Origin of the sequence: Geodermatophilus sp. YIM 151500 (genome assembly GCF_025716945.1) — a bacterium.
Lineage (GTDB): Bacteria > Actinomycetota > Actinomycetes > Mycobacteriales > Geodermatophilaceae > YIM-151500.
The window spans coordinates 100,632-112,833 of sequence record NZ_JAOVZT010000003.1 but is presented as its reverse complement, the minus strand read 5'-3'; the positions used below and the strand labels follow the sequence as shown (position 1 = coordinate 112,833).

General features: G+C 76.4%; 11 protein-coding genes. 8 read left to right on the top strand and 3 right to left on the bottom strand.

The window, feature by feature from the left end; all coding sequences use genetic code 11:
• Nucleotides 1–18: 18 nt before the first annotated feature.
• Entirely contained in the window at nucleotides 19–1,236 is a 1,218-nt protein-coding gene (locus OF117_RS06995; protein ID WP_263552097.1) for an Rv2578c family radical SAM protein, read from the top strand.
• A gap of 13 nt (nucleotides 1,237–1,249) precedes the next feature.
• Here the strand turns inward: OF117_RS06995 and OF117_RS06990 are convergent, their stop codons facing one another.
• A complete protein-coding gene (locus tag OF117_RS06990) occupies nucleotides 1,250–2,092 on the bottom strand; it encodes a hypothetical protein (protein WP_263552096.1) in 843 nt (280 codons plus the stop codon).
• A gap of 243 nt (nucleotides 2,093–2,335) precedes the next feature.
• On the opposite strand from OF117_RS06990, the gene OF117_RS06985 reads away from it, so the two are divergent.
• The gene (locus OF117_RS06985; RefSeq protein WP_263552095.1) at nucleotides 2,336–3,535 is read left to right on the top strand and encodes a glutamate--cysteine ligase; all 1,200 of its coding nucleotides are present in this window, start codon (nucleotides 2,336–2,338) and stop codon (nucleotides 3,533–3,535) included.
• A gap of 9 nt (nucleotides 3,536–3,544) precedes the next feature.
• Nucleotides 3,545–4,426 (top strand): lysophospholipid acyltransferase family protein, encoded by an 882-nt coding sequence (locus tag OF117_RS06980; RefSeq protein WP_263552094.1) that lies wholly within the window; start codon nucleotides 3,545–3,547, stop codon nucleotides 4,424–4,426.
• A gap of 34 nt (nucleotides 4,427–4,460) precedes the next feature.
• Here OF117_RS06980 and OF117_RS06975 read toward each other — a convergent pair whose 3' ends face one another.
• Both OF117_RS06975 and OF117_RS06970 read right to left on the bottom strand, forming a co-directional pair.
• A complete protein-coding gene (locus OF117_RS06975; protein WP_263552093.1) occupies nucleotides 4,461–4,976 on the bottom strand; it encodes a GNAT family N-acetyltransferase in 516 nt (171 codons plus the stop codon).
• A gap of 97 nt (nucleotides 4,977–5,073) precedes the next feature.
• A complete protein-coding gene (locus tag OF117_RS06970; RefSeq protein ID WP_263552092.1) occupies nucleotides 5,074–6,459 on the bottom strand; it encodes a KamA family radical SAM protein in 1,386 nt (461 codons plus the stop codon).
• A gap of 108 nt (nucleotides 6,460–6,567) precedes the next feature.
• On the opposite strand from OF117_RS06970, the gene OF117_RS06965 reads away from it, so the two are divergent.
• From OF117_RS06965 to OF117_RS06945, 5 genes are all read left to right on the top strand, one after another.
• The gene (locus OF117_RS06965) at nucleotides 6,568–7,623 is read left to right on the top strand and encodes an L-erythro-3,5-diaminohexanoate dehydrogenase (RefSeq protein WP_263552091.1); all 1,056 of its coding nucleotides are present in this window, start codon (nucleotides 6,568–6,570) and stop codon (nucleotides 7,621–7,623) included.
• Nucleotides 7,623–9,170, top strand: a complete 1,548-nt coding sequence (locus OF117_RS06960; protein ID WP_263552090.1) for an amidohydrolase — start codon at nucleotides 7,623–7,625, stop codon at nucleotides 9,168–9,170. The genes OF117_RS06965 and OF117_RS06960 overlap by 1 nt, the downstream gene beginning before the upstream one ends.
• Before the next feature lie 76 nt (nucleotides 9,171–9,246).
• The gene (locus OF117_RS06955; protein ID WP_263552089.1) at nucleotides 9,247–10,845 is read left to right on the top strand and encodes a lysine 5,6-aminomutase subunit alpha; all 1,599 of its coding nucleotides are present in this window, start codon (nucleotides 9,247–9,249) and stop codon (nucleotides 10,843–10,845) included.
• Nucleotides 10,838–11,605, top strand: a complete 768-nt coding sequence (locus tag OF117_RS06950) for an OAM dimerization domain-containing protein (RefSeq protein ID WP_263552088.1) — start codon at nucleotides 10,838–10,840, stop codon at nucleotides 11,603–11,605. Before OF117_RS06955 ends, OF117_RS06950 begins: the two co-directional genes overlap by 8 nt.
• Nucleotides 11,602–11,988, top strand: a complete 387-nt coding sequence (locus OF117_RS06945) for a hotdog fold domain-containing protein (protein ID WP_263552087.1) — start codon at nucleotides 11,602–11,604, stop codon at nucleotides 11,986–11,988. Before OF117_RS06950 ends, OF117_RS06945 begins: the two co-directional genes overlap by 4 nt.
• Nucleotides 11,989–12,202 lie beyond the last annotated feature (214 nt).

Genomic DNA, 12,202 nt, shown 5'->3' with positions numbered 1-12,202 from the left:
ACGTGTTCGTATGTCGGCATGCGGTGGGACGCGCAGCGGCTGGACCTCGACGACCCGGCGGCGCTGCCGGGCGTCCCGGCCGTCCGCGGCCTGCTGCGCAGCGTCGAGGTGCCGGAGTTCCCCGGCGTCACGCTGCACGAGGTCCGGGCGAAGAGCGCGCTCAACGCTGTCCCGGAGGCGTCGGGCATGCCGTTCCGCTGGACGATCAACCCCTACCGGGGCTGCGCCCACCAGTGCACCTACTGTTTCGCCCGGGGCACGCACGAGTGGCTGGAGCTGGACAGCGGGCGCGATTTCGACACGCAGATCGTGGTCAAGACCAATCTCGTCGACGTGCTGCGGCGCGAGCTGGCCCGCCGGTCCTGGAGGCGCGAGCACGTGGCGCTCGGCACCAACACCGACCCCTACCAGCGGGCCGAGGGGCGCTACCGGCTGATGCCCGGCGTGATCCGCGCGCTGACCGCGTCCGGGACGCCGTTCTCCATCCTCACCAAGGGCACGCTGCTCCGGCGCGACCTGCCCCTGCTGCGCGCCGCGGCGGCCGACGTCCCGATCGGCCTGGGCGTGTCGATGGCCATCTGGGACGAGGAACTGCACGCAGCCCTGGAGCCGGGTGCACCCACCCCCCGCGCGCGGTTGGAGCTGGTCCGCGCGATCACCGACGCCGGACTGCCGTGCGGCGTCTTCCTCGCCCCCGTGCTGCCCGGCCTCACCGACCGCCTCGCCGACCTCGAGGCGGCGCTGGCCGCCGTCGCCGACGCCGGCGCCACCGGGGTGACCGTGCTGCCGCTTCACCTGCGGCCCGGCGCCCGCGAGTGGTTCACCGCCTGGCTGGCACGCGAGCACCCGCGGCTGGTGCCGCACTACCGCCGGCTGTACGGGCGTGGCGCCTACGTCCCGGCCGAGTACCGCACCTGGTTGACCGAGCGGGTGGCGCCGCTGCTGGCGCGGCACGGTCTCGGCCCGCAGTCCGGCGGCGCCGCCCGCGACGGCGCACCCGCGGCCGCGGACGGTGGCCCCGGCGCGCCCGGGGACGAGGCTGGCGGCCCCGGCGCGCCCGGGGACGAGGCTGGCGGCCCCGGCGCGCCCGGGGACGAGGCTGGTGGCTTCCCGGCCGGCAGCCTGCCGGGAGCACCGGCTCCCGACCGGCGCCCGGCGGCCGACCGGCGCCGGCACCTGCCGGCGGCGGCGTCCGGAGCCGGGTCGCCGGACGCCGAGCAGCTCACCCTCTGCTGACCGGCCCGGCGGGTCAGGCGCGGCGGAGCGTGTGGTGCAGCGCCCGGGCGGCGCGGACGGCACCGCGCGGTGATACCGGCGTCGCTCCCGCGGCGAGGGCCAGCCGGCGGTAGGAGTCGTAGGACAGCCGCTGGTACTCGGCCGCGAGCGCCTCGACCTCCTCGCGCCGCGAGGGTGGCGCCGTCCGGCGCAGGTGCCCCGCGGTGCGCACGGCGTGCTTGGCGAAGGTCACCTGCAGCGCCTGGTTCGACAGCCGGCCGCCCACCCGGGAGTCGAAGCCCGGACCGCGGCGTAGCGCCGGCAGCACCCAGGGGCTCGCCGCGAGGGCGGGGAAGCGGGCGCGCACGGTCTCCCAGGCGTGCCAGGCGGTCAGCGCCCCGGGAGCGGCCCACTCGCCGTCGTCGGTGCGCACCAGCAGGCGCCGGGTGCCGGGGTGCACCTGGTCGCGGCGCAGCGACCGGAAGCCGCCCACCGGCGCCGGCCAGCCGAGCGCCAGCGCGCACCAGGCCACCGCGCGCAGGTGCTCCGGGTCGTCGCCGCGCACCTCGGTGAGCGGTCTCAGCTCGAGCAGGGGTGGATCGGGTTCCGGTGTCCGCGCCGTGGCCAGCGCCAGGCCCCCGTACCGGGCCACCTTGCTGTACAGCGCCACCGTCGCCGGCTTCCACCCCCGCGCCGCGGCCAGCGGATCGAGCCCGGTCGCCGCGAGGTCGTCGGGCCCCACGCCGAGCTCCAGGGCGGCGTCGACGAGCCGCCGCCACTGCGCCTCGTAGCCACGGGGTGGTGCGAGCCGGCGCCAGGCGATCGCCGCAGGTGGAGCCGGCATCTGCGGCAGCGGCTGCTGCCATCGAGCCACCATGACGGAACATTACCGTTATCCCCAACAATGATGCCACCGAATGGTGGCCGGCCGCGCGAGAAAGCGCGAGTTTCGGCGCCCTCACGGGCGCCAAGGCAGGCGACACACGTGCGGCGGAAGGGCTGTTGTCCGAAAGGGGCAACTCAGCGTTGGGGATAACGGGAGGTCTGTGCGGGCACCTCCTGGTCGCGGAAGCCCGGCGCCCGGCTCGCCGGCGGGCGGCTCCCGCTCCACCATGGGCGGGTGCGCACCGTCGGGGTCGAGGAGGAGCTGCTGGTCGTCGATCTCGACGGCCGGCCGGTCGCGCTCGGCCCGGACGCCCTGGCGGTCGCCGCCGGCCGCGGCGAGGGGGAGGACGTCGTCGAGCACGACCGCGCCGACCGCGCGGCCGAGGGCCGGCCGGGCTCCGCCGACCGGGGCGGCGGCGCGCGCCTGGTCCCCGAGCTGATGGCGCAGCAGGTGGAGCTGGGCACCCGGGTGTGCGGCTCCCTCGACGAGGTCGCGGCCGAGCTGCGCCACTGGCGCGACCGGGCCGCCGCGGCCGCGACGGCCACCGGAGCCCGCGTCGCGGCGCTGGCCACCTCGCCGGTCGCCGTCCGGGCGCGGCCCACGCCGGGGGAGCGGTACGCCCGCATGCTGGCCACCTTCGGGCCGATCGCCACCGACCAGCTGACCTGCGGCTGCCACGTGCACGTGGCGGTCGCCGACGACGAGGAGGGCGTCGCCGTCCTCAACCGGATCCGGGTGTGGCTGCCCGTGCTCACGGCACTGACGGCGAACTCACCGTTCTGGCAGGGCGAGGACACCGGCTACGCCAGCTACCGCAGCCGGGCCTGGAGCCGCTGGCCGACCGCCGGGCCGCTCGCCGTCGTCCCCGACGCCGCCGCCTACCACCGGCTCGTGGACGCCCTGCTCGCCACCGGCACCGTGATCGACCGCGGGATGCTCTACTTCGACGCCCGCCTGTCCGCGACCTGGCCGACGGTCGAGGTGCGCACCGCTGACGTCGCCCTCCGGGTCGAGGACGCCGTCGTCCTCGCCGGGCTGGTCCGCGGCCTGGTCGAGACCGCCGCCCGGGAGGCCGCGGCCGGCACCCCGCCGCCCGACGCCCCCGGCGAGCTGCTGCGCCTGGCCTCCTGGCGGGCCGGCCGGTCGGGCCTCACCGGTGACCTGGTGCACCCGGTCACCGGCCGGCCGGCGCCGGCCGCCGACGTCCTCGCCGCGCTGGTCGAGCACGTCCGGCCGGCCCTCGCCGACGCCGGGGACGAGCGCCTGGTGACGCGGGGCGTCGGGGTCCTGCTGCACCGCGGCACCGGTGCCGACCTGCAGCGCCGCGTGTTCCGGGAGACCGGCGACCCCGCAGCGGTGGTCCGCGCGGCCGTGGCGGTGACGGCCGGGCAGCCCGGGGACGTCGCCCGGGCGGCGGTTGCGCCCAGCCGCTAGATTCCGGCCATGTACACGGCGACCTGGCGCGACGTCGTCCGGCGCGACCTGTTCGGCCCGTCGCCCGATCCCCGGGACCGGCCGTACCGGTTGATCGTCCGGCTGGCCCTCGTCGTGTTCCGGCTGTTCCGCTTCCGCTTCGACGTGCGCGGCGCGGAGAACGTGCCGGCCACCGGCGGAGCGGTCATCTGCAGCAACCACGTCAGCTTCCTCGACTTCACCTTCCTCGGCCTCGGCGCCCTGCCGCAGCACCGGCTGGTCCGCTTCATGGCCAAGGCCGCGGTCTTCGAGCACTGGTTCGCCGGGCCGTTCATGCGGGCCATGCAGCACATCCCGGTCGACCGGAAGGCCGGGGCGGCGGCCTTCGAGTCCGCCGTCCGCGCGCTGAAGGACGGCGAGCTGGTCGGCGTCTTCCCCGAGGCGACCATCAGCACCAGCTTCACGGTCAAGGACCTCAAGGCGGGCGCGGCCCGCATGGCGATCGACGCCGGGGTGCCGATCGTGCCGGCCGTCGTCTGGGGTGGGCACCGGGTGGCCACCAAGGGTCAGCCGGTGCACCTGCGGCGCGACGTCGCGGTGACCGTCGTCCTGGGCGAGCCGATCCTGGCCGGACCGGGGGAGAAGGCCCAACCCCTGCTGCGCCGCACGCGGGCGGCGATGGAGGCGCTGCTCGACGCGGCCCAGCGCAGCTATCCGCAGCAGCCCTCCGGCCCCGACGACCGCTGGTGGCTGCCGGCCCACCTCGGCGGCACCGCGCCCACGCCGGCGCAGGCCGCGGTGCGCGACGCCGAGTTCGCCAAGGGCATCGGCAGGCGGGCTCCGCGCGAGCCGGTCGTCCGCCGGCTCGTCCGCCGCGTCAAGGAGCGCACCGGACGGCGGCCCGCCGCCTGAGCCGCCGGCCCGGCTCGCCGTCGGTCGACCACCGTCAGTCGACCACGACCGGCGCCATCAGCCGGTAGGCGTCCAGTTCGACGTCGTACCAGCGGCGCATCCGCCCGAGCGGCTGCATGCCCAGCCGCCGGCACACCGCCGCGGAGGCGGTGTTCCCCGGCCGGACGACCGCGTAGACCTCCGGCACCCCGGCGGCGAAGCCGCGCTCGATGACGGCCCGGCCGGCCTCCGTGGCGTAGCCGTGCCCCCAGGAGTCCGGGTGCAGGTGCCAGCCCACCTCGATCTCGCCGACGCCGTTGGGCAGCGGCTTGAACAGCACCGTGCCGGCGACGACGCCGTCCGACCGCTCGATCGCCCAGCAGCCGTACCGGCCGTCCCGCGCGTGCACCGCGGCCCAGCGGGCGACCAGCTCGGCCGGCGGCACCGAGGGGGTGCCCCCGACCCACCGGGTGACCTCCTCCCGGCCGTAGAGGTCGGCCATCCGGGCGAGGTCGTCCGGGGCCGTCGTCCACGGGCGCAGCCGCAGCCGGTCGGTGCGCAGCACGGTCACGCCGCGGCCCTACCCCGCCGGCGCGGCGCGTCTCACCTCCCGCGGCGGAGTACCAGGGGCGAGGAGATGTCGCTCCCCGCACTCCGCCACCACTCCGCTAGCGCGCCTGCGCCCCGGCCGCCGGAACGCCGCGCTGCGCCCACCAGGCCTGCCCGGACGGCGGCAGGGTGGAGATCGGGTCGTAGTAGACGTACCGCCGGTCGAGGGCGTCCTCGTCGTCGACCTCGATGCCGGTGCGGTAGTTCTTCGTCCAGTAGCTGATGCCCCGCTCGCGGTCGTATTCGGCGACCTGGTGCACCCAGCGCTTGCCGACGTAGGGCACGTCGCACACGATCCGCGGCGTGGCGAAGCCGGGCAGGTAGCCCATGATGTCGTGCTGCAGCACCTGCGCCTCGGCCAGCGACACCCGCCAGTGCTCGGCGTTCGGGATCATGTCGCACATGTAGAAGTAGTAGGGCGTGACGCCGGCGCCGTCGAGCAGCGCGAAGCACAGGTCCAGCAGCCGCGTCGCCGTCGCGTTCACCCCGCGCAGCAGCACGCCCTGGTTGCGCACGTCCCGCACCCCGGCGGCCAGCATCGCCCGCGCCGCCTCGGCCACCAGCGGGGTGACCTGCTGGGCGGCGTTCACGTGCGTGTGCACGGCCAGCGAGACGCCGCGCTCGCGCGCGGTGCGGGCCAGCCGGCCCATGCCCTCGACGACGTCGTCCTGCAGCCAGTGCTGCGGCAGACCCACCAGCGCCTTGGTCGCCAGCCGGATGTCGCGCACCGACTCGATCCCCAGCAGCCCGGACACGAACGCCTCGAGGTTCCGGAACGGCAGGTTGGCCACGTCGCCGCCGGAGACGACGACGTCGCGCACGCCCGGCGTGCGCCGCAGGTAGTCGAGCATCGCGGCGTGCCGGTCGACCGGCTTCAGGTCGAACCTCAGCTTGTGGACGGCGGGCGTCGAGTTGCCCACCAGGTCCATCCGCGTGCAGTGCCCGCAGTACTGCGGGCAGGTGGGCAGCAGCTCGGCGAGGACCTTGGTGGGGTAGCGGTGGGTCAGCCCCTCGACGGCCCACATCTCGTGCTCGTGCAGCGAGTCGCGGGCGGCGTAGGGATGGCTGGCCGCGGCGCCGGGCAACCGGTCGGCGGCGACCGGGAGCATGTACCGGCGCACCGGGTCGGCCCGCATCGCCGCGGAGTCGGGGACCGCGTCGGGCACCATCGTGTTCAGCATCTGCGGCGGCAGCAGCAGCGACATGGTCGCCCGACCGGCCTGGTCGGCCTCGACGTCGGCGTAGAACGACTCGTCGAGCAGGTCGCCGTACACGCCGCGCAGCTGGCGCACGCTCTTCACGCAGTGCGCCCGCTGCCACTGCGCCGAGCGCCACTCCGCCCCGCTCACGTCGGCGAAACCCGGCAGGCGGCGCCAGTCGGGCTCGACGAGCTCCCGGGCCCCGTACTCGTACGGCTGCTCCAGCACGAACTGCCCCTTCCGCACGGCCGCTGCGCGACGGTTCTCACCTGCTCGGGCCACTCTACGGGAGAATCTTCGGCGTTTCGTCTTCGGCGCGATAGGTTCTCCTGCACGGACGGGTGAGGAGGACAAGTGGAGCGGATCCCGGAGCGGGCGCTGGGCGTGCACCGCGTGCTCGACCCGCCGGGCGTGCTGCCCCAGGCCGCCCACCGGCTGGACCCCTCCCCGGAGATCGGCCCGGACGAGGTGCGCATCGCCGTCGAGCGGCTCAACCTCGACGCGGCGTCCTTCCGCCAGCTCTCCGAGGCCTGCGGTGGGGACGGCGACGCCGTGCGGGCCGCGGTGCTCGGCATCGTGCGCGAGCGGGGCAAGATGCAGAACCCGGTCACCGGCTCGGGCGGCATGCTGATCGGCACCGTCGACGCGGTCGGGTCCGGGTCGCCGCTCGGCCTGGCCGCCGGGCAGCGGGTGGCCACGCTGGTCTCCCTCACCCTCACCCCGCTGCGGATCACCGACGACCTCCGCCGCTGGGACGGCCGGTCGGAGCAGGTGCCGGCCGAGGGGACGGCGATCCTGTTCGCCCGCTCGATCGCCGCAGCGCTGCCCGACGACCTGCCCGACGCGGTGGCGCTGGCCGTCCTCGACGTCTGCGGGGCCCCGGCCGCCACCGCGCGCGTGGTGGAGCGCGCCGGCGCGCGGTCGGTGACCGTGCTCGGCGCCGCCGGCAAGTCCGGCTGCCTCAGCCTGGCCGCGGCGCGGGCGGCCGGTGCGACCCGGCTCACCGGGCTGGTGCGCGACGGCGCCGAGGCCGCCGCGCTGACCGCTGCGGGCCTGGCCGACCGGGTGGTGGTCGCCGACGCCACCGACCCGCTGGCCGTGCTGGCCGCCGTCGGTGGGCCGGCCGACGTCACCGTCGTCTGCGTCGACGCGCCCGGCGCCGAGCACGGGGCGGTCCTGGCGACGGCCGGCGGCGGCACCGTGGTCTTCTTCTCCATGGCGACGTCGTTCTCCGCGGCGGCGCTCGGCGCGGAGGGGATGGCGGCGGACGTGACGATGCTGGTCGGCAACGGCTACGCGCCGGGGCACGCGGACCTGGCCCTCGACCTCTACCGGCGGACACCGGGCGTGCGGTCGCTCATCGACCCCCGGGTGCGCTCCGCGTCCGCCGGCGATCCGGGGGTGCGCTGATGCTGGTCCGCGACGTGACGGTCGGCGACCGGCGCGGCTGGGCGGTGCGGGTGGTCGACCGGCGGATCGCCTGGCTCGGCCCGGCCGCCGCGGCGCCGGCCGACGGGCACGTGGTCGCGGGGGAGGGGGCGCTGCTCACGCCGGCCTTCGTCGACGCGCACGTGCACGCCACGGCGACCGGACTCGCCCTCACCGGTCTCGACCTGCACTCGAGCTCAAGCCTTCGGGACGCAGTGACCGCGGTCGCCGACCACGCGGCCGCCGCGCCGTCCGGCATCGTGCTGGGCACCGGGTGGGACGAGACCGGCTGGCCCGAGGGGCGCGCGCTCACCCGGCACGACCTGGACGCCGTCGTCGGCGACCGGCCGGCCTACCTGGCGCGGGTCGACGTCCACTCGGCCGCCGTGTCCACCGCGCTGCTCGACCGGGTGCCCGGGGTCGCCGCGCTGCCCGGGTTCGCGCCCGACGGGCAGCTGCGCCTGGACGCCCACCACGCCGTCCGGCGGGCCGCCTACGGCGCCGTCGACCCGGGGCAGCGGCGCGCCGCGCAGCGGGCCGCCCTCGAGGCCGCTGCGGCGCTCGGCATCGGCACGGTGCACGAGATGGCCGGCCCGGAGGTCTCCGGGGTCGACGACCTCGCCGGCCTGCTGGCGCTGGCCGGCGAGCAGCCCGGCCCCCGCGTGGTCGGCTACTGGGGCGAGCTGGCCGAGCGCGGCGGGCTGGACGTCGTCCGCGAGCTCGGCCTGGCCGGCGCGGGCGGTGACCTGTTCTGCGACGGCGCGTTCGGCTCGCACACCGCGGCGCTGAGCGCCCCCTACGACGACCGGCCGGGCACCGCGGGCGCCCTGCGCTTCGACACCGGGCAGCTGGTCGAGCACGTCCGGGCCTGCACGGCCGCCGGCGTGCAGGCCGGCTTCCACGTCATCGGCGACGCCGCCGTCGGCCAGGTGCTCTCCGCGGTCGGCGCCGTGGTCGAGGAGCTCGGCCCGGATGCGGTACGGGCCTGCCGGCACCGGCTGGAGCACGTGGAGATGGCCGACGGCGCGGCGATCGACCGGATGCGGCGGTGGGGGATGGTCGCCAGCGTCCAGCCGGCCTTCGACGCGGCCTGGGGCGGGGGCGGCGGGATGTACGTCGAGCGGCTCGGCGCGGCGCGCACGGCCGGCTGCAACCCGTTCGGTGCCTTCGCCGACGCCGGGGTCGCGCTGGCGCTGGGCAGCGACGCGCCGGTCACCCCGCTCGACCCGTGGGGCGGCGTGCACGCCGCCGTCGACCACCGCACGCCCGGGGCGGGCATGCGGCCGTGCGACGCCTTCGACGCGGCCACGCGCGGCGGCTGGCACGCCGTCCGCGCCGGGCACCGCGACGGGTCGCTGGCCGTCGGCGCCCCGGCCGACCTGGCGCTGTGGGCGACGACGGAGCCGCTGTCCGCCGTCCTCGCCGCGCGCGCGACGCCGTCCTGCCGCCTGCTCCTCGTCGCGGGCGAACCACGTCCACCGTCGCCCTCCGGGCGACACCGCGGCCGGGTGCCGGAGGAGTTGCGTTGAGCCGCGGCGTCCCACCCGGCGGGCCTCCGGCCCCCGCACCGGACGGGACCATCCGGCGAACTCGGAAGGGAGCGCGATGACGCCGAGGCTGGAGCTGGACCCGCTGCTGGTGGCGCGGGCGCGGGAACTGGCCGCGCGGGCGGCGGAGCCGGTGGTCGAGCTGGCGCGGCGGCACACGACCGTGTCGGTCGAGCGGGCGGTGCTGCGGCTGGCCGGGCTGACCGGCACCGATCCGCTGACCGGTGGGGGAGGGACGGAGAACACCGTGCCGTGGGTCAACCGGGTGGTGGACGCCGTCCGCGAGCAGGTGGGCCTCGAGCACGGCGTCGCGCTGCCGGTCTGGCACGCCCTGGCGTCCGGGACGGCGCCGTCGCTGCAGGCGCTCGCCGAGCAGGTCGGCGCGGGCACGGCCCGCTTCACCCTGCCCGAGGGCGCGGACGCCGACCGCGCCCGCGCGGCGGCCCGCACCGCCGTGGCCCGGGGCATCGCCCGCATCGACGCCAACCGCCGCCGGCGGGAGGAGCTGGTCGCCACGCACGGCGATCCGCCCCGCCGTCCGTGGATCTACCTGATCGTGGCCACCGGCGACATCCACGAGGACATCCCGCAGGCGCAGGCGGCCGCCCGCGCCGGCGCCGACGTCATCGCCGTGATCCGTTCCACCGGGCAGTCGCTGCTGGACTTCGTTCCCGAGGGCGCGACCCGCACCGGCTACGCCGGCACCTACGCCACCCAGGAGAACTTCCGGCTGATGCGGGCGGCGCTGGACGAGACCAGCGCGGAGCTGGGCCGCTACGTGCGCCTGACCAACTACGCGTCCGGGCTGTGCATGCCCGAGATCGCCGTGCTGGCCGGCCTCGAGCGGCTGGACATGATGCTCAACGACGCGATGTACGGGATCCTCTTCCGCGACATCAACCCGCAGCGCACCTTCGTCGACCAGCGGTTCAGCCGCATGGTGCACGCCCGCGCCGGGATCATCATCAACACCGGCGAGGACAACTACCTCACCACCGCCGACGCGGTCGACGAGGCGCACACGGTCACCGTCAGCCAGCTGCTCAACGAGCGGTTCGCGCACGAGGCCGGGCTGGCGGACTGGCAGCTCGGCCTCGGGCACGCGTTCGAGATCGACCCCGACCGGCGGGAGTCGTTCCGGCTGGAGCTGGCGCACGCCATGCTCGCCCGCGCGCTGTTCCCCGACGCGCCGCTGAAGTGGATGCCGCCGACCAAGCACATGACCGGCGACGTGTTCCGCGGCTACCTGCTCGACGGCTTCTTCAACCTGGCCGGGGCGCTGACCGGCCAGGGCATCCTGCTGGTCGGCATGATGACCGAGGCCGTGGTCACCCCGTGGCTGTCCGACCGCGACCTGGCCCTGCGCAACGTGCGCTACGTCCTCGACGCCGCCGGTGGCCTGGTCGAGGACTTCGCGCCGCCGACGGGCGGCTTCATCGACCGCCGCGCGCACACCGTGCTCACCGAGGCGGTGCAGCTGCTGGAGAAGATCGCCGCGCACGAGGGCGGGCTGCTGCAGGCCATCGCCGACGGCACCTTCGGCATCACCCGGCGACCGCCGGACGGCGGCAAGGGGCTGGACGGCGTCGTCCGGCTCGCCGCCGGCGCCTGGAACCCGGCGCTGGCGCTGCTGGACAGGGAGCCGGCCGATGCCTGAGGGGACGGTGATCCGCCCGTACGGCGACACCACGGGTGACGGCATGGTGCAGGTCTCGTTCACGCTGCCCGTCCCGCCCGGCCCGCAGGCGGACGGCGCCGCGCTGCAGCTGGCGCGGAAGATGGGCCTCGAGCCGGCGATGGTGGTGCACAGCCACGGGATCGGTGGCGGGGGTGGGACGGCGGGCGACGGGTACACGTTCTTCGTCGTCTACGGCTCCGTGCGGCACCTGGTCGACCTGGACGCGGTCGCGGTCGAGGAGCGCGCCTACCCGCTGCTGTCGCCGTCGGAGGTGAACCTGGCCATCCGCAGCCGGCTCGGCCGCAAGCTCGTCGTGCTCGGCGCCTGCATCGGCACCGACGCGCACACCGTGGGCATCGACGCGATCCTCAACCTCAAGGGCTTCGCGGGGGAGAAGGGTCTGGAGTACTACCGAGAGATGAGCGTGGCGAACCTGGGCGCGCAGGTTTCCGTCCCGGAGCTGGTCGCCCGGGCGCGGACGGCGCGCGCCGACGCGGTGCTCGTCTCGCAGGTGGTCACCCAGAAGGACGCGCACCTGCGCAACACCCGCGAGCTGGCCGCCGCCTTCCGCGAGGCGATGGGGGAGCGGCGGCCGCTGCTGGTGGTCGGCGGACCGCGGTTCGACCCGGGCGCGGCCGGCGAGCTGGGGGTCGACAGGGTCTTCGGCCGCGGGACGACGCCCGGCGAGGTCGCCAGCTACCTCGTCCACGCACTCGTGCCGGAAGGGCTCCCCGCATGACCGACGACCCGCGCCTGGGCCTGACCGTCATCCACCGCCGGTACGTGCCGTACGCGCACGCCCACTACGGCGGCGACCTGGTGGACGGCGCCTACACGCTCGGCCTCTTCGGCGACGTCGCCACCGAGGTGGCGATCCGCACGGACGGCGACGAGGGGCTGCTGGCCGGGTACTCCGAGGTCCGCTTCCTCGGTCCGGTGCGGGCCGGCGACGTGCTGGAGGCCGCCTGCGAGGTGACCCGCATCGGCCGGCGCAGCCGCGAGCTGCGCTGCACCGCGCGCGTGGTCGCCCGCGCGGAGCCGGAGCGGGGTGCGTCGGCCGCCCGGGTGCTCGACGAGCCGCTCACGGTCGTCGAGGCGACCGCGACCCTCGTCGTCCCCTGACCCGGCGCCCTCCACCGACCGGTAACGATCGGATCACAGTCGGGCCCGGAGTCACCGCAAGTACCGCGCCGCATGCCCAGCGTTCCTACAGTCCCTGCAGTTCCACTCCGGGAGCACCGCCCGTGCCCTCCGGACGCGTCGCGCGGGCCTCCCGGCCGGTGCGGCCCGCGCCCTCGGCGGCGCGGCCGCACACGAGCCGGGCCGGGGAGGCCGG